Annotated in this window: 20 protein-coding genes, 3 rRNA genes and 3 pseudogenes; 4 read left to right on the forward strand and 22 right to left on the reverse strand. The window is 38.6% G+C overall.

All coding sequences use genetic code 11. From position 1 onward, the window contains the following. The first annotated feature begins 18 nt into the window (after positions 1-18). Complete coding sequence (locus MHB55_RS18465) at positions 19-345, forward strand: nucleoside triphosphate pyrophosphohydrolase (protein ID WP_144541873.1); 327 nt, start codon at positions 19-21, stop codon at positions 343-345. A 506-nt stretch (positions 346-851) separates the two neighbouring features. On the opposite strand, the gene MHB55_RS18470 is transcribed toward MHB55_RS18465, so the two are convergent. The 8 genes and pseudogenes from MHB55_RS18470 to MHB55_RS18505 all read right to left on the reverse strand — a co-directional run. Beyond that, positions 852-1,361, reverse strand: coding sequence for an ankyrin repeat domain-containing protein (locus MHB55_RS18470; protein ID WP_144541871.1), 510 nt, complete (start codon positions 1,359-1,361; stop codon positions 852-854). Between the two features lie 113 nt (positions 1,362-1,474). After that, the gene (locus tag MHB55_RS18475; protein WP_154312235.1) at positions 1,475-1,981 is read right to left on the reverse strand and encodes an SMI1/KNR4 family protein; all 507 of its coding nucleotides are present in this window, start codon (positions 1,979-1,981) and stop codon (positions 1,475-1,477) included. Positions 1,982-1,997: 16 nt separating this feature from the next. Then, on the reverse strand, positions 1,998-2,174 hold the full coding sequence (locus MHB55_RS18480) for a hypothetical protein (RefSeq protein WP_263619345.1): 177 nt from the start codon (positions 2,172-2,174) through the stop codon (positions 1,998-2,000). Then, on the reverse strand, positions 2,141-2,410 hold the full coding sequence (locus MHB55_RS18485) for a hypothetical protein (RefSeq protein WP_263619346.1): 270 nt from the start codon (positions 2,408-2,410) through the stop codon (positions 2,141-2,143). Before MHB55_RS18485 ends, MHB55_RS18480 begins: the two co-directional genes overlap by 34 nt. Positions 2,411-2,544: 134 nt before the next feature. Then, the gene (locus tag MHB55_RS18490) at positions 2,545-2,955 is read right to left on the reverse strand and encodes a hypothetical protein (protein ID WP_144541866.1); all 411 of its coding nucleotides are present in this window, start codon (positions 2,953-2,955) and stop codon (positions 2,545-2,547) included. 324 nt (positions 2,956-3,279) lie between these two features. Further along, entirely contained in the window at positions 3,280-3,651 is a 372-nt protein-coding gene (locus tag MHB55_RS18495; protein ID WP_144541864.1) for a hypothetical protein, read from the reverse strand. A gap of 22 nt (positions 3,652-3,673) precedes the next feature. Beyond that, the gene (locus MHB55_RS18500) at positions 3,674-3,994 is read right to left on the reverse strand and encodes a DUF6572 domain-containing protein (RefSeq protein ID WP_154312233.1); all 321 of its coding nucleotides are present in this window, start codon (positions 3,992-3,994) and stop codon (positions 3,674-3,676) included. Between the two features lie 212 nt (positions 3,995-4,206). Continuing rightward, positions 4,207-4,425: pseudogene (locus tag MHB55_RS18505) on the reverse strand (YrhA family protein); the annotation flags it as partial. Between the two features lie 66 nt (positions 4,426-4,491). On the opposite strand from MHB55_RS18505, the pseudogene MHB55_RS18510 reads away from it, so the two are divergent. Continuing rightward, a pseudogene (locus MHB55_RS18510) lies at positions 4,492-4,560 on the forward strand (recombinase family protein); the annotation flags it as partial. A gap of 574 nt (positions 4,561-5,134) precedes the next feature. Here MHB55_RS18510 and MHB55_RS18515 read toward each other — a convergent pair. The 4 genes and pseudogenes from MHB55_RS18515 to MHB55_RS18530 all read right to left on the reverse strand — a co-directional run bounded on the left by MHB55_RS18515 (position 5,135) and on the right by MHB55_RS18530 (position 7,867). After that, positions 5,135-5,701: an imm11 family protein gene (locus MHB55_RS18515; RefSeq protein WP_191697981.1), complete on the reverse strand. Its 567-nt coding sequence runs from the start codon at positions 5,699-5,701 to the stop codon at positions 5,135-5,137. A 19-nt stretch (positions 5,702-5,720) separates the two neighbouring features. Then, positions 5,721-6,059 (reverse strand): AHH domain-containing protein, encoded by a 339-nt coding sequence (locus MHB55_RS18520; protein WP_222123084.1) that lies wholly within the window; start codon positions 6,057-6,059, stop codon positions 5,721-5,723. 150 nt (positions 6,060-6,209) lie between these two features. Further along, positions 6,210-6,959: pseudogene (locus MHB55_RS18525) on the reverse strand (IS110 family transposase); the annotation flags it as partial. A gap of 131 nt (positions 6,960-7,090) precedes the next feature. Then, positions 7,091-7,867 (reverse strand): recombinase family protein, encoded by a 777-nt coding sequence (locus MHB55_RS18530; protein WP_144541854.1) that lies wholly within the window; start codon positions 7,865-7,867, stop codon positions 7,091-7,093. Positions 7,868-8,033: 166 nt separating this feature from the next. Here MHB55_RS18530 and MHB55_RS18535 point away from each other — a divergent pair, with 166 nt between their 5' ends. Continuing rightward, complete coding sequence (locus MHB55_RS18535) at positions 8,034-8,234, forward strand: helix-turn-helix domain-containing protein (RefSeq protein ID WP_026906918.1); 201 nt, start codon at positions 8,034-8,036, stop codon at positions 8,232-8,234. Positions 8,235-8,555: 321 nt separating this feature from the next. Here the strand turns inward: MHB55_RS18535 and MHB55_RS18540 are convergent, their stop codons facing one another. The 9 genes from MHB55_RS18540 to trhA form a co-directional block, all read right to left on the reverse strand. Further along, positions 8,556-9,011, reverse strand: a complete 456-nt coding sequence (locus MHB55_RS18540; protein WP_144541852.1) for a DUF4274 domain-containing protein — start codon at positions 9,009-9,011, stop codon at positions 8,556-8,558. 35 nt (positions 9,012-9,046) lie between these two features. After that, complete coding sequence (locus tag MHB55_RS18545; protein ID WP_144541850.1) at positions 9,047-9,421, reverse strand: immunity 22 family protein; 375 nt, start codon at positions 9,419-9,421, stop codon at positions 9,047-9,049. 12 nt (positions 9,422-9,433) lie between these two features. Next, positions 9,434-11,359 (reverse strand): ribonuclease YeeF family protein, encoded by a 1,926-nt coding sequence (locus MHB55_RS18550; RefSeq protein WP_186318282.1) that lies wholly within the window; start codon positions 11,357-11,359, stop codon positions 9,434-9,436. Between the two features lie 464 nt (positions 11,360-11,823). Further along, positions 11,824-12,450: an NUDIX hydrolase gene (locus MHB55_RS18555; RefSeq protein WP_144541846.1), complete on the reverse strand. Its 627-nt coding sequence runs from the start codon at positions 12,448-12,450 to the stop codon at positions 11,824-11,826. Between the two features lie 464 nt (positions 12,451-12,914). Next, positions 12,915-13,030 (reverse strand): 5S ribosomal RNA (gene rrf / locus MHB55_RS18560). 179 nt (positions 13,031-13,209) lie between these two features. Next, positions 13,210-16,137 (reverse strand): 23S ribosomal RNA (locus MHB55_RS18565). A gap of 235 nt (positions 16,138-16,372) precedes the next feature. Continuing rightward, a 16S ribosomal RNA gene (locus MHB55_RS18570) occupies positions 16,373-17,926 on the reverse strand. The 16S, 23S and 5S rRNA genes sit together here, the layout of an rRNA operon. Positions 17,927-18,641: 715 nt before the next feature. Next, on the reverse strand, positions 18,642-19,157 hold the full coding sequence (locus MHB55_RS18575; RefSeq protein ID WP_340863811.1) for a hypothetical protein: 516 nt from the start codon (positions 19,155-19,157) through the stop codon (positions 18,642-18,644). A gap of 16 nt (positions 19,158-19,173) precedes the next feature. Next, the gene (trhA, locus tag MHB55_RS18580; protein WP_340863812.1) at positions 19,174-19,821 is read right to left on the reverse strand and encodes a PAQR family membrane homeostasis protein TrhA; all 648 of its coding nucleotides are present in this window, start codon (positions 19,819-19,821) and stop codon (positions 19,174-19,176) included. A 158-nt stretch (positions 19,822-19,979) separates the two neighbouring features. Between trhA and MHB55_RS18585 the strand changes: the two genes are divergently transcribed. Beyond that, positions 19,980-20,744, forward strand: coding sequence for an NRDE family protein (locus tag MHB55_RS18585; protein WP_191697950.1), 765 nt, complete (start codon positions 19,980-19,982; stop codon positions 20,742-20,744). Positions 20,745-20,903: 159 nt separating this feature from the next. Here MHB55_RS18585 and MHB55_RS18590 read toward each other — a convergent pair whose 3' ends face one another. Further along, entirely contained in the window at positions 20,904-22,283 is a 1,380-nt protein-coding gene (locus tag MHB55_RS18590; protein ID WP_340863813.1) for an IS1096 element passenger TnpR family protein, read from the reverse strand. Positions 22,284-22,540 lie beyond the last annotated feature (257 nt).

The following is a 22,540-nucleotide window of genomic DNA, read 5'->3' on the forward strand; positions in this document are numbered from 1 at the left end:
ATGACAGGAGGAATTTAAATGCCAGTTTACAATAAGCTAGTACGAGACCTAATTCCGCAAGTAATTGAGAACTCTGGAAGTAGGTTTTCCACTCGTATTTTAGACAAATCAGAGCATCTAACCGAAGTTAAAAATAAATTTTATGAAGAAATGAAAGAATTTGAAGCTACGGATAATAGAAAGGATGCCCTCGAGGAGCTTGCTGACATTCTAGAATTAATACACGCAGCACTTCCTATTTTTGAAGCTACGTATGAAGAGCTTGAACAAATTCGGATAGCTAAAAAAGAAAAGCGAGGGGGCTTCAATGATGGAGTCTATTTGATAGAGGTTGAGGATGCGTAAGCTGTGGATAATTACATCTAATTAAAAATCTTTCTCTACATTAAGTACAAACAAGGTGGCGACTGGGATTCATTATATCTTCATTAACATTACCATCGATACCTTTGTTTGTTGGGGCAGTATCCACTTTTGCAGACGGCGTGTTAATTGTCTTTGAATTTTTGGATCGAAACGTTTGGTTGCTGCTTTCTAGGATCATCCATCTCATTTTTCCTTATTGTAGCATGCGCGTTCTGAATATCTTGATTAATACTGCCATTAGTATTAAAACGATACTCCATGATGGTACAACCACCATGATCTCTGGATTCTCAAACAATTATTTTCTTCTTGTCGTTACTTAGACTATATTCATGTTATACAAAGTATAATTGTTTCATAAAAAAAACACCTGTTACCTATAAGGCAATCAAGTGCTTTATTTATGATTAAATTTTTAATATCATCTCTATACTACTGAGCCTATTAATCTCAAAATTCTAAGGCTACCCGTCTATATAAATTTTTTATTCTTTTTCTGTCATCTTCTGCTTTAGATAATCAGCAATTTCTTTTTGTCCTCTTTCTACGGCAAATGCATAGGCATCCATATCTTTCATGGTTTCTCCAGTGTATTTTATAAATATATTTATATTATTCTCAACTAATAATTTAACAATATCCATATGTCCTCCATATATTGCAGCAAACAGAGGATTTCTATCGGGTTCACTAATATCAATCTCCACATTCTCTCTAATTAGATAATCAGCAATATCTAAATGTCCTTTAGCAGTAGCTCTTTCAAGAGCATTTGTAGAAAAAGTTCCACCTTTTGCATTAATATCTATTCCAGCATTAATAAGATATCCTACTATTTCTAAATGCCCATGTGCTGCCGCTACATGTAACCATGTACCAAAAGGTGTCATCCATGTTAACATTTCTGGTTCTTTCTCAAGTAAATCTCTCAAAGTATCCAATTTACCACTTTTTATGGCACTTCTAATATCTTTAGCAAGTTGTTTCTTATCCATCTTAATTTCTCCTTTAGCCTCTATTTCCTAGAAGCAATATCAGCTGATTTAATATAATTTAAAATAAAAAACCTTGAAAAGCTTTGAGCCAAACAAGGTAACAAGTAAAATTTCTACTCTATTTCAATTCCGTCATAAGCATCTCCTAGTGATTCAAAATCATCACTATACCAATACCAACTCTCACCTTCGCCTTTACTTACTAATATTCTATTTAATAAATCAGTAAATGAAATTGCTACAACTGTACTACTACCTACTACACCATGGGAATCCCAGTGACTATCATAGCATTTTCCTAACCTGTCAGGATGTAAATCAATCGATAAATAATTACCACTACCTAGGTCACCGAAAATATACCAATGTGAGGAAATATCATATTCGCATTTTTCCCCCACAATTATAGGGTTTGCCAGCACGAATTTATCAGAAGGAACGATAGAAACGCCAAAATCTACATTAGTAAACAACTCCACTCCTCCACAAATCGTATAAAATTCAAGTAAATCTTTCGGAAGAACGTCACCCTGTTCAATATTTTCTGGAAGTCCTTGAGGTGGGTAAACTTTACAGTATTCTGTTTCATTTATTTTTTGAAGAATCTCTTTTATGCTCATAATAGCCTCCTTATTATTAGTCTAGTGTATATAAATATTTATTTATTTGTCTGTAATATTCTCTCCTAGTTAATTCCGGAACCTTTGCAGCATCAAACATATCTTCTGATAATTTTTGTATCTCTTTAGGACTAACATTTTTCCAATCAACTTTCGCTCCTAGAGGTCTACACCTGTTCTCTCCCGTAGCCATTTTCTATAGACCTTTTTAGTTGCTTCGTGCATCCCACCATTATTCCTATCTGTGAGAGCAACTGTAGGTGACTTACCAACTTTTTCTTTATATCCTGGAATATTTTGCTTTGCCCACTCATTCATTACTCCATGATGATTTTCGAGACCGTGCTTTCCATTTGCAGAACGATAAGAAATTACATCATACTCTTTTACAACTTTTTCCGTACCCTTAGTATCTACATCCACATACATTATATTTAAGAATAGTCTTAAGATTTATTGACTCATATACTAGTCACCTAAGTCTATTTTTTCATAATGCTTATCAATTAATTTCACTAAATAATCATCTAATTTTTCAATATTTTAGCTTTCACAAGATTTTTTTATAATTTGTTTTGTTGTGAAAATGCTTCTAAAATCCTTTCAATAGGTAAACTAGCAGTTTTTAATAATTTCTCTACTTTGTCCTTTATTTGCTTATTAGAAGCAATTATTTTTTTATACTCTTCTCCATCAAAAGAACGTAAAGAATCTATTGCATATTCAGCCACTTCATCACTCTCATTAAGTAAGTCTAATAATAAATTAAATCCATATACTCCGTTATCTTCATCTATACAGTAGGCCAATCTAATTTTATATTTATCATCTTTATCTTTTAATCCTCGAATTAAATTCTCCCAATCAATATTAGTAAACTCACTCATCAATTCTTGCACATACATAAATTCATCGTCATAAAAATAATTATCTGCGCTATTTTCAGATAATACTGCATCTACTTTTTCATACATTCACTTTCCTCCTCTATTTACTAAAACCACCTGGTAATGGAGCATTATAGTATCCACTTTTGCAGCTTTGTATTTTTGAATGCAAGCGTTTAGTTGCTCAACTTTATAGGATCTCCCTTATCATCCATCTCATTAAATTTCTCCTTGGTATCAAAAGCTGCATAGTTCTCCTTTACAACAGATTAATCATCTTTAGATATACTTGCTATCATTTTTAATAAATTCTCATCAATAATATTTTTCTGAAATAATATAGTGGAATTGAAATCACCAAACTCCAATTTAATCAATTCAATTAATTTATTTACTTCATACTGAAAATCATTAAATTGCATTTGCAATATCTATCTGCATCGATTCTAATGTACTTATTTCATATGTTTTTTCAATCCATTGATATGAAGGACATGCAAATGCCCCATTTGCTCTCAAACTTTCTTTTGCATTTATGTTCTCAGGCATTTCAAAGATTTCCCAAAATAAATTGTCATAGTTATAAGATTTAATATTCATTCTGAGAAATAAAGTCCATTTGTCTTCGTTGCATTGAGGCCAGAATACAGCATTAACAAAATATTCACCCACAACCTTATAAATACAGTTGGATATCACCTTGAATTTTTGTTTTTTCGCCTCTTGCTTTATGTTGGTCATTATCATTTTTTCTATTTCTCGGTCTTTTTGATTTTTGCTCATATTCTATCAATCTCTTTCCGATTCAATTCTTACTTATAACCACTTGGATATTGTATTCTCTCAATTGTTTATTAATAACTTGAACAAATTTTAAACAGTTCTCACTTGCTTCATATTTAAACCCTACATCAATAATGTAATATTCAAACGATTCATCTAGGTAGGTCTGTGCGTACTGATTTGATTCTATAAAACTTAGATACGCATTAATTTTATCTTGCAATAAGTTTAAATGCTCTGCTTCATTTTCCCAATCTAAATGGTCTGAAAGCATTAATCTCAAGCCTTTCCCATCCTTGCTTATACCCATAGCATCAATTTTATCAGTTTCTAATATTGACATATCTCTCGCCTCGCTATTCTGGTCTAATAATCTCTACTTTTGTAGGAGGTATTTGTGTACCACCTTCAAACCTTCCTTTACCTTTACCTACTACATTTCCCTCACCTGTAATTCTGGGAAACCTTTTGTTTGATTTTTTGTCAAAGGTGCTGTTGTTAAATGCTGCCGCCGGATTGTATATTTTAACTAAGTGCTTCAGAAAAAGCAGATTCAAACTTTTGGTCAATCCCATAGATTTTAAGTCCATTAAATTCAATTCCACTCACTCTTTGTAAAAATTCATAGTATTCCTGAGGCAGTACTTCTTCACCAAATTTTTCTACTACAGATTTACGAAATTCTGATAACTCGTTTTCATTGGCAGGTAAATTGAGTTCTCGATTTCGTTTCTCTCTCATTTTGGAAATCTGACTAACTTGCTCTCTCCACATATAATAATCACCTTCTAAATATTATTTATTCCTTGGGTAAATGTCTCCTTCTAGAATAGGAAAATGTTATTAGACCAATATCAAAGATTAGAAATTGCATTAAAGTTAGGGAGAGTGCGAAACAAGAAAGCCCAATAGTAGACAATCAAGTGCTTTAATTTTATTTCACCGCTTTTAAAATATTTGATAATATCAACTTTTTAGCACGACCGTCTCTAGTAAAAATACAACCCCAAAATTTTAAGCCCAAGCAATATAAGAACTCTCTTTCACGTAATCTTATTGTTATCGCCACGAGATTTGTCATTCTCGTTAGTTTTTTAGCCATTACATGTCATAGCTACCCCCGCCATGTAAAATGTCGTCTCGCCCAACTCATACTTTTCTTCCTAGCCAGTATTAAAATAAAACTCCTTGATGGTATAACCATCATGAGCTTTCGATTCTCAAACAAAACAAATTCTTATTGTCTCACTCAAAAATCTTACTTGCAAAACCTACAAACTTAAGGCAATGACAAAGCTCATAATGCTATTATTCACTATCTTTATGTATCCGTATCGTTACCACCAACATGTGAAATGTCAAATCGACCATTTCTTGTACTTTTCTCTTATCATTCCTATATAAATAAAACTCCATGATGGTATTACCTTCATGGAGTCTTTATTTTCGAATATATTCTAGTAAAAAATTCTTATTCTAAAATTTAGATAGCTTTAATTTCGTAAAATTCCATACCCGTAAATTCATTATTTTCAATTTCTTTTTTAAATATTTCTGAAACAAAAATAGGAATTTCCTGTCTATTTCCCAATTTAAAAATATCACTATTTTCTACTTTACTCTCATAAATTGCATATTTTCGTACATTATATATTGTCCCAACACTTTTAGTCTGTATTTCATGGTAGTCTGATTCTTCTAAACAAATTGCATCGACCACTTTAAGAATATTAGCAATATAATACCCTTCTAAACTATCTCCACTTTTCAACTCAACAATGTCAACTGGAAAGTACTCAATTTTTGTATTTAAGGTCTCCATAATAGTTTTCAATCTTCTAGATACCACAGACCATCCCATATCATTTGCAAGATAGTCTGTAGGCACTTCTCCCTCACTTTTATCATAGTAAAATTTAAAACTTCCATCCCATCTATTAAAAGTCTGTCCAGTTTTAAATTCATATTGTTGAATACTTAAATCATCCTTATAATGACAAACTATATCATTTTCACCTGAAACTTCTATGCTTAGCTTATAAAATTTCATCTGTATTCCCTACCTATTTTTAATTTAACCAATACTCTTTGTAAAGCATATCTGGATTTTCCCTGACTTCTTTCTTTAAACCTTCAAATAGCTCTAAAAAAATTTCTTTATTCCCACGCGCAATAGCATCATATTCATTTATCCTGTCTAACACATATTCATGATATGCGTTCGGATCTCTACCTTGAGGTGGCAATAATTCTTTATTCCAAGCGTCATCTAATTCCAAACCATACTTTTTTTTCACATTTTCTAACTGGTGAGTATACGTTTTACTTTTATTTGTCGCATAGTGATGAACTTGTTTTGGTTTTTCTTTTTTAGGCTTACCCGTACCCTTAGGAATATCGAAAAATATACTTTATGAAAGGTGGCAGTCTATTCAACCACCACCCAAATTGATTAACTAGCTATTGTTACAAGTTGCTCTGGCATGATGTAAGCCGTTTTATTTTTCATCATACCATAGATTATTCTGACTAATCTTCTCATAATGCAAAGAAGGGCTTATATCTCTGACCATGCTTTGAATGATAAAATCTCTAGATGTCTGATATTCTCGTTTTACTTCTCCATCATCTTGGACTAAAGATAATATTAGTTCTGCTTTTTTAGTTGAACAAGCTTTGCTACTCGCTTCTAATAGAAACTTTCGTAAGTCCTCTACTGTTTTCCCATCCAAATGAGAAGGTGAAGGGTAACTCTCCCAAAAAGCTAATGCAGTTTTGCCATCCACTTCTGAAAAGAACTCCTTGTAGCTTGGAAAATGATAGTTTAATTGCATATGCAGTTGGTTTTTCAAGGCTGTTTGTGCTTTCACTATCGTATTTCTTCTTCCAACCAATTGAGAGATTATCCAATGAATATCGGATGGTGTAGCTTCAGGCAAATAAGGTAGGTCACGTATTAAAACCCTTGCCACACATTGAGCGTCCCAACTATCATGTTTTTGTGTCATCGCATAGCTGTTTCGTTCTGCATTGGATAAAGAGGAATTAACAAACTTCACAATATACCCTTGCTCTAAAAGGTATAACGCTAAATCTCTTCCGTAACCGCCCACATCTTCTAATCCAAATACAGGGGTCAACCCTTCTGTTAGAAATCTATTCACATATTCTAATAAACTAGGAAAAATAGATGGTTTATTTTGAAAAGTCATCTCACCCAACTTCTCAAACCAACAATCCACTATCACCGCTGTATGTTGAAACTTATGTAAATCTAGTCCTATATAAATATACTTATCTCTTTTCATCAGAAATCCTCACCCCTACATTAGATTAAACGGATAAAGCAAGACAGAGAATGTCGGCAACCTTAGGTCGAGCGTTAGTCACTTGGACTCGCAAGGGTACGAAAGCCTATCCATTCTCTATCTGTTAACCGTTATAAAATGGCTTCGTGTTTGCCATTTGCTGTTATTTCTCCATAGTGGTATAAACCACTATAAAACGCTTTTCTATCTAAAATCCGTTTGATCTGGACTTTCGTAAACCATTTTCCTTGTTTTGTTCGATGTCCTTCTTCATTCAGTTGTTCTGCTAGTTGAGTTAAAGACCATGAAGGAAACTGTTCCTTTAAGTCAAACACTCTTTGTACGGTCTGAGCCTGTCTGTCATCTACTACAAGGCTTTTCTGACCTTTCTTCACTTTGTAGCCTAAAGCCACATTTCCTCCTGCATAGCCGCCCTGTTGGGCTTTCTTATTTCGTCCTCTCCCTAGCTTTAAAGAGATTTCTAATCGTTGATATTGGTCTAATAACTCCATTAAACCATTAATTAAAAAGTCGCTAGGGTCTTTCTTATAGATACTGTATTGTGGTTGTTCAATACTCCGAATGTCTAATCCATACTTTTTCAATTCTCGATGGACTAACACTTTCACAATGTCTGACCGCCATAAACGGCTTGTATTCAGTGTGACAACATAATCCACCTCATGGAGGGTGAGATACTCCAACATCTCCTGAAAGCCCATTCTGTCCACTTCTAACGCTTCTTCATCTACTTTAGCCCCACTGATACCCTCATCTTTAAATAAGCGTAAAAGTGTATATCCTTGAGCCTGACAATATGCCTTAATTTCATCTTCTTGGTAAGCAAGACTGTATCCATCCCTTGCTTGTCCTTGTGTAGATACTCGAATATATCCGATAACTTTCATGGTATTTTCCCCCTCCGTTACGCTAATTAGGATTAACGTAACGCTTAGCCGCTATAATTAACATAAATTCATTGTATGCGGCTTTAACGATACAATCAACCCCTTTACCGATACAAGTTTGTGATGTATCGTAAAAGGTAACATGAATAAGAGGAAGGGAAGTACCATGCCTATTACAATCAAGCTAAAGGAAATCCTTAAAGAACGTGACCTTTCACAACGTGAATTGGCACGAATGACAGGGCTTCGCCCTAATACAATAAGCCATCTTTGTTCAGACAACGTGGACAGGGTTTATTTATCGACATTAGAAACAGTATGCAAAGTGTTAGACATCGACATTCAGGAATTAATCGAGGTGGAGTAGTCCTCACTCTAGTAATCGTTCTATGTACGTCATAGTTGCGAAAAATTTTAAAAAGCATGGGAAAGCAAAGGTATAGTATTTGAGAATATAGATGGTGGTAACTGATGATTTTGTGACTACTTTTAAGAGGTAGAATACATTAAATTGGTTATACGTTTTAAAGGTGTTGTACGCACTTTATAATTTGTTAAAACATTATATAGGGCTTACAAGGCTTATCTCCACTCTGAAAATAATAAGTCGTTCATTCGGCACTAGGTAGCCCCCACAAAAAAGAAACCTTGAAATTTTTTTGCCAATCAAGGTTTCTAATAAATCACATCATATTTTAGGTATATCAATCTCTTTGCCTGGAGACTTACTAATTAAAACATCAGGAAGGTCTGGATTATTCTTTTTCAACTTATACTTTTGAATTTTTGTTAATTCAGGGTCAAAGGAAATGTCTTGTGATTTAAAGTCTAAGCTTAATAGTTTATTATAAATCTTTCTCAAAAAAACTTTCCATTCCTCTAATGAAGAACTTGAAACTTCATCTGAACTCTCTAACAAACGATAGCCATCTGCATAATGGAACATTAGTAAACCTGTCCCTAAATCACAAGCCTCATTATCTAAGATGACTGTTGGTACATCAAACCCACTATTCCAATTATAATTTGCAGCAAAGTAATGAAGTATTAGTGAATTATCTACTTTTTTTAACTGGCTGATTAAAATATTTTTATCTGTATTATAAAGCAACCCCACCAGATAAGTAATTTCTGAGTTAACCATCAACTAAATCATTTCTCCATACCTTAAGATTTCTCTTACTCATAATTTGTAGCAGCAATAAAATCAATAGCACCTTTTGAAATAATTTCATTTTTATATTCAAAATTATATATTAAAATTACTGCATTATATGATTTCTTTAGGTCTATACTTTTCTGGATTTTTGGGATGACAATTTCTTCATACGAACACCCATTTAATAATACTGAAATATCACTACTACTATTCTTATAGACCGCTTTTTCTATAGTATCCTCATCTGTTTCATCCATATCAATATTAAAATCGATAAAAAATTGGGATGGGACAGACTCTCCATCCTCATCATACGTTAAATCAACATACTCTCCTATTGAGTCCTCATCGTTAATATTCCCTAACCAAATTGAAACCCATCCTTGTTTTTCCATTATAGTACCCTCCTACTTTAATCTTAGACCTTGTGGTAAAGACGAAACTCCACCCTCTAATCTATAATTAGCCCAGTTATTAAGTCGTCTAACAAATGTATTATAGTCGCTAGAAGTATCTATTATTGCTAACAATTCATTATGTGCCTTAGTTGAGCCTAACCCTCCATGAACACCGTTTGGATTGACAAATTTGACATCGGATATAGCTGTTCTTAAATCTTTAATCTCCTCAGCACCAATATTCCAATACTTAAATTGAGGAGCTCTTGAAACTAAGTGCCACTCATGTAATCCTCCTGGTTCTCTTAGTTGACGTTCAATTTTCTTTCTAATCTTTTTATCTTTCCAAAGTTCGTCTAGTTCACTACTTGTGAGGGAATTGAAAAATTTATTAAAATGCCCACTCTTTGCAGTTGGTATATCTTCAACAGTTAATTTTGTTATATCTTTAGCATTATCTATACCCTTAGTATCTACATCCACATTCATTATATCTTTATTAACATTATCATAGATACTTTTATTTGTTGGGGCAGTATCCACTTTTGTAGACGGCGTGCTAATTGCCTTTGTACTTTTGGAGGTTGTAGGTATATCCATTTTCGCTGTTGGCATATTAAACATTGATGGACTATTCAAATGGTTGAATGCTAGAGCGTTCGGTGTCCCATTCTGTAAGCTAGTAAACAGATTTAATTTTGTCTGTGTTCCACCCAGTGGACTATTGACCACATCCCGGTAAACTGAAGTATAGACAGATTCTACAGCCTCATCACTTAAGACATTTTTGGGCTGAAAAAACTTGCTACCTTTATTTACAAATTTTGCTCCGGTACTTCCCCAGCCTGCAAATGGAATCATCGCACCAAACGAGAGTGTTGCGTTCAACTTATCTCCTCTAGCTGTATAAATAATCCCATTTGCCCCATCCGCTATTTCTCCGATTCCGGGTATTAGCCCTACTAAATCTAATCCAAACTGTATTCCATCCAACAGTTTATTTTCTTTTGGTGGCTCAACTTGGACTACTTCTTCCTTGTATTCTACTTTAGAAACGATTTCGTAGTATACTGTCCCGTTTTCCGAGTACTCTTTTATCAGGAGACCATTTGCATACTGATGGTATTTTACATTCTCTCCGACGTTTTCTTCAATTGTATTCATTCTTTTCAAATCTAGGGCTTGAAAAGTTTGGGTACTAATCATCGTACCGATCATTTTTTCATGTTCTTCTACCCATAAACTATTAGGATCTAAGTATACTTTAGGAAATAGTTCTGTTCTAATTCCACTTCCAAACGTAAGTGCATTCCATTGACTCGGTTGGAAATGAATGTCCTTCACTCCTGCTTTGAACATTCCCTCCATATCTGCAAGCCAAGAGCCCATCGTTTGAATATTCTGTTCCACCGGGTTTAGCGAAGTCGTTTGAGAGGCATCAAATTCATGTAGCTGTAAAACTGTGTCATCACGTTTCTTTTTGGAGTTTTGTACCCCTTCTTGCACCTCACTGTCATTCAAGTGAGGTAAAGCAACTATATCACTTACCGAGTCCATGATACTGTTTGCCTCGTTCGTAAGTCTTTCCGTTATATTAGCAATTAGCGTAAGTCCCTGTTCCAGCTCTCCCTCTAAAAACTGTTCGAGAATATAGCCAGCTGCATCCGGTTCTAATGATATGAGGGCAGCTTCAACTTGTTGGAGCTTTTGCTTGAAGCTGTCTGAGAAGACAAGAAAAAAATGAAGGAATGGCAAATGAACATCCGAATAGAAGCCTCGGATTGCACTACCTCCCGCCCCCTTCAATACCTCTTCCATTGCTACTAATTCTTTAACTGTGTCTTGAATATTTCCTACTTCGTTTTGCAGTCGTTCAAGCATAGCTATGTTACGTTGCAGCCCATCTTGAAGTAAGTCTACATCTAGGATTTTCATAGGCATGTCCTCATCGAATCAGGTACAATGAAGCATTTCCAATTTTCTCTATTATACAATATTCCCCACCAGATAGACATAAAATCTCCTCCTCTAGCAAACTTACATTACCTATAATATTCCATTTTTTATATAGAAAGGTAAAGTGAAGACTGTCATTTCATATTAAAATGATTCAGAAGAATTGTCTTTTTTTAGGAAACTGGTTATTTAGAAGGAATGACTTATAGGAGCATAGGCGCATTTATAAAGTGCTAATTATTATTATTTAATTCTAATTTTGATACTCTTCCTATACAAATTAATAAGACTCCCTATCAATAGAAAGCCTTTTAAAACTACTATAAATTTAATACTCTAATACTTTTATACAATGCTAAGAGCTTTGTGTTAAATTTATCTCCTTAGTATTATGAAAGTATCATGGTACATATTTCTCCCCCTTTTTAGATTATTTCTTATTATTATCTATTAACATTTCTTATTGTTTCCACAAAATGTTTTAATACCCGTGCTGTTAATCCCCAAATTGTATAGTTTTTATAATCATAAAACCATTCTTCAACATCACGGGGTCTCCATTGGTATTTGTCTCCATTAAAAATTTTTTCAAATGGAAAGTCCATCGGAGGCATAGGTTGAACAGAGACAGTGTGCATATAAGGCTCATAGTTTAAGAGCCAGTTGATTGGCACTGTAAATACTTCTTCAACCTCTTGTTTGTTAAAATTTTCGATTTGATGATGATCAATAGTCGCTACAAATGGATAAACTACGAAAGATGAAGAAGTGATATAAGGACTCATTTGTCCTAAAATTTTTATAGATGTCGGGGCTACACCCAACTCTTCATGGGTTTCTCGTATAGCAGCTTCCATTGGAGATGCATCTGTAGCATCAATACGACCACCTGGAAAACTAATATCTCCAGGCTGCTTTCTCATCGTTAAGGAGCGCACTTCAAACAAAATATGCCATTCTCCTTCCACTTCCACAAGTGGAAGCATGATTGCCGAGCGCAGAGCTGTTTCCTCCCCAATAAATAGTGGCTGTCTATGGTGTAATTCTTTCTTTAGCTCCTCCAAGAACATGGAGTTCCCCCCTTGCTTAGTTTCTCTATTATAAGAGTAACATTAATATTGTCTCGTTTAAAATAATGTGAAGTGCCATTTAGATATATGAAACGTCTAATTATGTATTTTACTTTAGACTTAATTTATTTATATTCATTTTAAAAAATGCCAAACAAAAAGCCGCTACCGATTAATCGGTAACGACTTCCTATAGTGCCCAGCGACGTCCTACTCTTGCAGGGGAACCCCCAACTACCATCGGCGCAGGCTGCGAAACCAGATGGACGGCAGATTTCTTCGTCAGCTACAGTCGATCGGTTCTCGCGTATGCTATACGCTCCGAGCCTCTCTTCCTTGCTTCCTCGAACTCTTTGCCCCTCTGCTTTCTCGCTCACTTGCTTATATAAGGTTGATTGCCTTCGGCCTTTTTCTCTTAATACAAAAAAGCCGCCACCGATTACTCGGTAACGACTTCCTATAGTGCCCAGCGACGTCCTACTCTTGCAGGGGGAGACCCCCAACTACCATCGGCGCTGAAGAGCTTAACTTCCGTGTTCGGTATGGGAACGGGTGTGACCTCTTCGCCATCATCACTAGACTTTTCGGCTTTCAATCCACTGCGCATTGCGTTGTCAACTTCGCTCGTTCAGTCAGTCACGTACGTAAGTACGCTCCTTCCTTCGCTCACTCGTTTCCTAGCACTGCTTGTGTTTTGAAACCCTCCTGAGTTGTTCACTCAAAACTGGATAAAAGACATCATTAATGGAAACAAACAATTTGGTTAAGTCCTCGATCGATTAGTATTCGTCAGCTGCACGTGTCGCCACGCTTCCACCCCGAACCTATCTACCTCATCGTCTTTGAGGGATCTTACTTACTTGCGTAATGGGAAATCTCATCTTGAGGGGGGCTTCGTGCTTAGATGCTTTCAGCACTTATCCCGTCCACACATAGCTACCCAGCGATGCCCTTGGCAGAACAACTGGTACACCAGCGGTGTGTCCATCCCGGTCCTCTCGTACTAAGGACAGCTCCTCTCAAATTTCCTACGCCCACGACGGATAGGGACCGAACTGTCTCACGACGTTCTGAACCCAGCTCGCGTACCGCTTTAATGGGCGAACAGCCCAACCCTTGGGACCGACTACAGCCCCAGGATGCGATGAGCCGACATCGAGGTGCCAAACCTCCCCGTCGATGTGGACTCTTGGGGGAGATAAGCCTGTTATCCCCGGGGTAGCTTTTATCCGTTGAGCGATGGCCCTTCCATGCGGAACCACCGGATCACTAAGCCCGTCTTTCGACCCTGCTCGACTTGTAGGTCTCGCAGTCAAGCTCCCTTCTGCCTTTACACTCTTCGAATGATTTCCAACCATTCTGAGGGAACCTTTGGGCGCCTCCGTTACACTTTAGGAGGCGACCGCCCCAGTCAAACTGCCCGCCTGACACTGTCTCCTACCCGGGTTACGGGTATGGGTTAGAATTTCAATACAACCAGGGTAGTATCCCACCGACGCCTCCTCCGAAGCTGGCGCTCCGGGCTCTAAGGCTCCTACCTATCCTGTACAAGTTGCACCAAAATTCAATATCAAGCTACAGTAAAGCTCCACGGGGTCTTTCCGTCCTGTCGCGGGTAACCTGCATCTTCACAGGTACTATAATTTCACCGAGTCTCTCGTTGAGACAGTGCCCAGATCGTTACGCCTTTCGTGCGGGTCGGAACTTACCCGACAAGGAATTTCGCTACCTTAGGACCGTTATAGTTACGGCCGCCGTTTACTGGGGCTTCAATTCGCACCTTCGCTTGCGCTAAGCACTCCTCTTAACCTTCCAGCACCGGGCAGGCGTCAGCCCCTATACTTCACCTTACGGTTTTGCAGAGACCTGTGTTTTTGCTAAACAGTCGCCTGGGCCTATTCACTGCGGCTCTTCTAGGCTATACACCCAAAAGAGCACCCCTTCTCCCGAAGTTACGGGGTCATTTTGCCGAGTTCCTTAACGAGAGTTCTCTCGCTCACCTTAGGATTCTCTCCTCGACTACCTGTGTCGGTTTGCGGTACGGGCACCTCCCACCTCGTTAGAGGCTTTTCTTGGCAGTGTGAAATCAGGAACTTCGGACTAAGTCCTCGCCATCACAGCTCAATGTTACAGAGTGCGGATTTGCCTACACTCACACCTCACTGCTTGGACGTGCATAACCAACAGCACGCTTACCCTATCCTACTGCGTCCCCCCATCACTCAAACGGTGGGGTGGTGGTACAGGAATATCAACCTGTTGTCCATCGTCTACGCCTATCGGCCTCGACTTAGGTCCCGACTAACCCTGAGCGGACGAGCCTTCCTCAGGAAACCTTAGTCATACGGTGGATGGGATTCTCACCCATCTTTCGCTACTCATACCGGCATTCTCACTTCTAAGCGCTCCACCAGTCCTTCCGGTCTGACTTCAACGCCCTTAGAACGCTCTCCTACCACTGATACCAAAGGTATCAATCCACAGCTTCGGTGATTTGTTTAGCCCCGATACATTTTCGGCGCAGCGTCACTCGACCAGTGAGCTATTACGCACTCTTTAAATGATGGCTGCTTCTAAGCCAACATCCTGGTTGTCTAAGCAACGCCACATCCTTTTCCACTTAACAAATACTTTGGGACCTTAGCTGGTGGTCTGGGCTGTTTCCCTCTTGACTACGGATCTTATCACTCGCAGTCTGACTCCCAAACATAAATCATTGGCATTCGGAGTTTGTCTGAATTCGGTAACCCGGGATGGGCCCCTAGTCCAAACAGTGCTCTACCTCCAAGATTCTAACGTTTGAGGCTAGCCCTAAAGCTATTTCGGAGAGAACCAGCTATCTCCAGGTTCGATTGGAATTTCTCCGCTACCCACACCTCATCCCCGCACTTTTCAACGTGCGTGGGTTCGGACCTCCAGTAAGTGTTACCTTACCTTCATCCTGGACATGGGTAGATCACCTGGTTTCGGGTCTACGACCACATACTCATTCGCCCTATTCAGACTCGCTTTCGCTGCGGCTCCGTCTTCTCAACTTAACCTCGCATGTAATCGTAACTCGCCGGTTCATTCTACAAAAGGCACGCCATCACCCGTTAACGGGCTTTGACTATTTGTAGGCACACGGTTTCAGGGTCTATTTCACTCCCCTTCCGGGGTGCTTTTCACCTTTCCCTCACGGTACTGGTTCACTATCGGTCACTAGGTAGTATTTAGCCTTGGGAGATGGTCCTCCCGGATTCCGACGGAATTTCACGTGTTCCGCCGTACTCAGGATACACTCTGGAGGGAATGAATTTTGGACTACGGGGCTTTTACCCTATCCTGCGGACCTTTCCAGGTCGCTTCATCTAACTCATTCTTTTGTAACTCCGTATAGAGTGTCCTACAACCCCAAGAGGCAAGCCTCTTGGTTTGGGCTCTTCCCGTTTCGCTCGCCGCTACTCAGGGAATCGAATTTTCTTTCTCTTCCTCCAGGTACTTAGATGTTTCAGTTCCCTGGGTGTGTCTCAGATGCGCTATGTATTCACGCAAATGTACTGCCCCATTACGGGCAGTGGGTTTCCCCATTCGGAAATCTCCGGATCGAAGCTCACTTACAGCTCCCCGAAGCATATCGGTGTTAGTGCCGTCCTTCGTCGACTCCTAGTGCCAAGGCATCCACCGTGCGCCCTTATTAACTTAACCTAAAAGTTAAAAGTACTACACTTGCAATCACGTAAGTGATCACAATTTGAATATCTTGCGTTTGTTTCTTTTTTGATGTCGTTTTATCCAGTTTTCAAAGAACAAAGGGCTTGTTCCTTTGCGACGAGTAATCGCAGGAGCAAGTATAAATGCTCATCATAAAAATGAACACTCAAAACTGAACTGCAAAACGTTAAGATACAGATAAAGATCTGTATTCCGAATATATCCTTAGAAAGGAGGTGATCCAGCCGCACCTTCCGATACGGCTACCTTGTTACGACTTCACCCCAATCATCTGTCCCACCTTCGGCGGCTGGCTCCCAAAAGGGTTACCCCACCGACTTCGGGTGTTACAAACTCTCGTGGTGTGACGGGCGGTGTGTACAAGGCCCGGGAACGTATTCACCGTGGCATGCTGATCCACGATTACTAGCGATTCCGGCTTCATGTAGGCGAGTTGCAGCCTACAATCCGAACTGAGAACGGTTTTATGGGATTAGCTCACCCTCGCGGGGTTGCGACCCTCTGTACCGTCCATTGTAGCACGTGTGTAGCCCAGGTCATAAGGGGCATGATGATTTGACGTCATCCCCACCTTCCTCCGGTTTATCACCGGCAGTCACCTTAGAGTGCCCAACTGAATGCTGGCAACTAAGATCAAGGGTTGCGCTCGTTGCGGGACTTAACCCAACATCTCACGACACGAGCTGACGACAACCATGCACCACCTGTCACCGCTGTCCCCGAAGGGAAAAGCCTATCTCTAGGCCGGTCAGCGGGATGTCAAGACCTGGTAAGGTTCTTCGCGTTGCTTCGAATTAAACCACATGCTCCACCGCTTGTGCGGGCCCCCGTCAATTCCTTTGAGTTTCAGTCTTGCGACCGTACTCCCCAGGCGGAGTGCTTAATGCGTTAGCTGCAGCACTAAGGGGCGGAAACCCCCTAACACTTAGCACTCATCGTTTACGGCGTGGACTACCAGGGTATCTAATCCTGTTTGCTCCCCACGCTTTCGCGCCTCAGCGTCAGTTACAGACCAGAAAGCCGCCTTCGCCACTGGTGTTCCTCCAAATCTCTACGCATTTCACCGCTACACTTGGAATTCCGCTTTCCTCTTCTGCACTCAAGTCCCCCAGTTTCCAATGACCCTCCACGGTTGAGCCGTGGGCTTTCACATCAGACTTAAAGGACCGCCTGCGCGCGCTTTACGCCCAATAATTCCGGACAACGCTTGCCACCTACGTATTACCGCGGCTGCTGGCACGTAGTTAGCCGTGGCTTTCTAATGAGGTACCGTCAAGGTACGAGCAGTTACTCTCGTACTTGTTCTTCCCTCACAACAGAGTTTTACGATCCGAAAACCTTCTTCACTCACGCGGCGTTGCTCCATCAGACTTTCGTCCATTGTGGAAGATTCCCTACTGCTGCCTCCCGTAGGAGTCTGGGCCGTGTCTCAGTCCCAGTGTGGCCGATCACCCTCTCAGGTCGGCTACGCATCGTCGCCTTGGTGAGCCGTTACCTCACCAACTAGCTAATGCGCCGCGGGCCCATCCTGTAGTGACAGCCGAGACCGTCTTTTAACATTTCCTCATGTGAGGTAATGGATTATTCGGTATTAGCCCCGGTTTCCCGGAGTTATCCCAATCTACAGGGCAGGTTGCCCACGTGTTACTCACCCGTCCGCCGCTAAATCAGAAGAAGCAAGCTTCTTCATCATTCGCTCGACTTGCATGTATTAGGCACGCCGCCAGCGTTCGTCCTGAGCCAGGATCAAACTCTCCATAATAGAGAACTTAAAAAGCTCATTTTGTTTTGCTGGCATCATCATTAAATGATGTCAAAAATTGTTTTGCGTCAATACAACCGAAGTTGTTTGATGCTATATGTCTTAACGTTTTGCATGTTCAGTTTTCAATGTTCATCGTGTCAGCCAAACTTGTTTACCTCTTGGCGACTTCTACTATATTACTCTCGTTTATATTATAAGTCAACACTTTTTAAAAACTTTTTTAAAAAGATTTTATTAGAGTCTCATTCCTCTTCAGAGTTAGCTACATTAGTAGAATGTTCTAGGATTGATATTAGGCAAAAAACTATAGGATAAATCACTTTCCTTCTATATATTATTATACATCTCCTTGCAATTTGGTTATATAAATACACGGGCAATAGTTATTCTTCGTTTATGGTAATTCAAAACTATATTTCGCTCTCTTCCACCTTGTTATTTTCTACAGTCGATTCAGACAATACTCCTTACAGAAACAAATAATAAGCAGTAGAAAGTAATATCCTTACTTCCTACTGCTTCTTTAATTACCTTCCTATTGATTTTGCGCTATGTAATACTTCTTTTTGGCGTGAACGGTTATAAATATTTTTATGCGGTCATAAAAAAATCTATCCGGTCATAAATCCTCGCTATCAGGTTATAAAATTTTCTATCCGATCATAAACCCTTGATAGCCGGTCTCAAATAGTAATATCTCTCTGCTAAAGGACTATATAGTATGAAGAAGCTCTAACGTTTCGATTACACTGCTTAGAAAATCATCTATTTCGCCTATATTTTCTTCTTTAATTTTTTGGTGGAAGCTTAGCAAAATTGTATTTACATAGTTTTTCTTTAATTGTCCGTATTCAAAGCTTAAACGCTGAGTGATTGTTATATCGTCCTCCCATATTTCCTTTAGGGCTAACTCAATACTCTTACACTCTTCAGGTACTTCTATTACACTTTTTTGAAATTTTAACTGTAACGTACAGCCAGGGGCCTTACCAGGAGTCTCCAAAATTTCGGATGCTAACTCCTCCAAGGAAGCTTCTATTATAATCTCTGCCGTTACTTTTTGTTTATCGGAAAGGACAAATTCAATAGAAAAGTCTCTTTTTATAATAGAAAAATCCATTCGATCTGTTCTGTTAGTTATATTGATTTTGCGTTCTATATTGTCCATATCATATAGAAGATTCTCAAATACAACCTTTAAATTTTCGAAGACGGTTGGATCATACATGTGATTTCCTCCTTAGTTATACAGGTATTGGCAGTAGTGTCATGATAGCGAAGAAAACTAAAATAGCCGCTACGAGCACAAATACATGCCACACTGCGTGATGGTACGGAAAGCCTCTCCATACATAAAAGACCGCCCCTCCGGTATAGAGCAATCCGCCAAGCGCTAGCAAAACAAGTCCCTCTATGGACATATTGGTGATGAGCGGCTTCCATGCAAAAACTATTAACCAGCCCATCACAACATACAAGATAGTAGAGGTATGCAAAAACCGCTTAACAAAATAGGCTTTGAACACTGTACCTGCTATCGCTAATCCCCACATAATACCAAACAATGTCCAACCTAGCGGACCTTTTACTACTAAGAATAGAAGTGGAGTATAGGAGCCTGCTATTAAATAATAAATAGAAGAATGATCCATGATTTCAAAGAAGTCTTTGGCTCTTCCCTCTGGAAATGCATGTACAAGGGTCGATGATGTAAACAATAGCACCATGGATGCCCCAAACAGTGTAAAACTCACCACATGCCAAGCATTCCCATACTTGACTGAGGAAACGATTAAAATAACAAGTGCAGCTATACTTAAAAGTGTACCAACACCATGTATGATTGCATTTGCAAGCTCTTCTCGTTTAGAAAATATATGTGTATTACTCATCTCTGTCATCTCCATTAAAATCGTTTATTCCATTTTATCCTATCACTTTTCATCAATAAAAGCAGACACTCATCAAATCTGATAATGATATAATAATTGAAGTAGTTAGCTATAGACCTGACTTCCCTCATAACTTGTTCAAAAAGGAGCTATCTTATATGTGTCTCGTTAATTTTCAATTTAAAACTCATCCTACCTATCCACTCATAGTAGTTGCCAATCGAGACGAATTTTATGAACGTCCAACTGAGTCTGCTCATTTTTGGACGGATTATCCTAACATCCTTGCCGGACGAGATTTGCTTCAAATGGGAACATGGCTAGGGGTTTCTAAAGCTGGTCGCTTTGCAGCATTGACCAATTTTAGGGATCCTCAACTAAAACCGGGTCGGCTTTCTCGAGGTGATATCGTTCGAGATTTTTTAGCTGGCAATGAAGAACCAATGGAGTTTATCGCAGGCTTAAAGAGAAAAAGAGAAAACTACGGTGGCTATAATGTTGTCATTGGGGATAGTAATCACCTGTATCACTATAACAATATCCTAGATGAAATGAATGAAATTGCGCCTGGTACACATAGCTTAAGCAATCATACCTTAAACACACCCTGGCCAAAGGTGAAAAAAGGAAAGCAGAAATTAGCTGAATATCTTCTATTAGATAAAGTAGAAGTTGAGCCTCTGTTCGAAATACTTAAAGACGAAAATGTTGCACAGGATTATGAGCTTCCCGAGACTGGTGTAGCTCTCGAGCTTGAACGTAGCTTATCTCCAATGTTTATCAAAATACCTAACTACGGTACACGCTCCTCGACTGTATTGTTAATGGACTACAATCAACAGGTTACCTTTGCAGAACGAACCTATTCAGAAGGTGAAACACAGTCTGAAAATTCTTTTGCATTCAAAACAAGCCTGACATAACTAGCTTCTATAAAACTGAGGTCATATCAAGAAAAAGTTTCCCCTGTTGCGAAAACAATAGCAGCCTCAGCCTATAACAAAAAATAAAGCTTCGAAAATTTTACTGATCATAAAATTTTCGAAGCTTTTCATTTTTTAAGGTGAGTTGTGTCACAGTCTTTATTTTCCACAGCATTTCTTATACTTTTTACCACTGCCACAAGGACACGGGTCGTTTCGACCGACCTTTTTATCTGTTTGTTTGCTCTCCGGTGCAGCTGGTACTGCTTTTAGATTTGGCTGCTCCATCAAAGTAATTTCATGTGGGGTATGACCTCTATTGCCCCACAGGCGAGTTGTTACCGACACGAAGGCAATTGCCTGCACATATTCATTGAACATTTCCTGATCTTGAATGTTATGACGAACAGCAAATTGCTGAACCACCGTATTAATACTACTACCGACTGTTCGCATATCTCTGATTAGCTGATCCATATTTTCTTTGATCATTAATGTGCTACCACCAAATAGATCCTTTTGCATCATGGACGCAAGCTTTTCTTGATAGATTGTTTCCTCGTAATAATTAGGATCTGCATAACGAAGAAGCTCTTCCTTTGCTGGCACGTAATAAGGCTTTCCTACAGAGCTTTCTTTTAAGATTTCATAATCATTGGAGTTTATCGAAGTATGTACAAACTCATCTGAATTAACTGTAACAAATTGATTTTGTAATTGTTCTGACGATTTATCTATAAATGACAATAATTCATTTCTCGTCAGAGCTTTAACATTTTGCGAATTATATATATCTAGAAATTTAGAGAAGTCAATAATTCCATATAAGTTAATACAAGCAGCTGTATACTTTAAAATAGCTTCCGTGTTTTCTGAATGCTCAAGAATAGTAGATTCTCCACCTCGATATTTATCCGTGAGGACAAGATAATTATCATGATCAATTTTCTCCCACTCTGTCTTTTTATACTTCACATTTTTTAGCAGTTCATTTAACTTGTCTTTATCAAAAGGTTTAAATTCCTGACGCTCAGCCCAGCCATACATATGTAAATAATCCGGATGATTAGGGTTGGCCATAATTTTTTTAAATTCCGAAAAGCCAATTGGACCACCAATATCTTCAGGAGGCGCCATGCCTTCTCCATCCAATATAGTAGGATAACCAAAATAATAATCCTCTACTATCTCTTCTAGCTCTATTAGAATTCTCCAATCGTCTTCAAAGTCATAGTTATAAATGAGGTAACCCTTCTCTTGAAGATACTTGTCAATCTTTATACGGATTGGCTGCTTAACCTCTTTGCCTTCATACTTCTTCCCTTTATATTTTTGTATGATTTCTTCATCATTCGTAATATACTTGTCGTTTGTTTCTATCGCGAAGGAATGATATGGTTCCATCATGCTTCGAAAATTTGTCACGTATTGAATGGTCTCATGAAGTCTATTAAATGTCGCATCTGCCGGCAGAACGACTCTTCTCCACACCTTCGGATCTACGTGCTCAAATGATAATTTTAAAATATAAGCTTTCAAATAAATTCACCTTCCTCCATTAATCATACGGTATAAAACTGTTTTCTTCGAGCAAAAACTTCTTTTAGGAGAACGCTTACGCAGGGATTCTATATAATGTATTTTAGGAAGGTCTTTTGCTTTTTAGATAAAGGTAAAATAGTAGGGATAATGGAGTGTATGTAGGAGGAATTTGAAAAAAGCTGTCCTTTTCTATATTCGCTAGTATGATTGCTCACTTTGTACAGAGAAATAGACTAAGTAAAAAAGGACTCTAC

It is taken from the genome of Psychrobacillus sp. FSL K6-1267 (assembly GCF_038003265.1).
GTDB classification, from domain to species: domain Bacteria; phylum Bacillota; class Bacilli; order Bacillales_A; family Planococcaceae; genus Psychrobacillus; species Psychrobacillus faecigallinarum.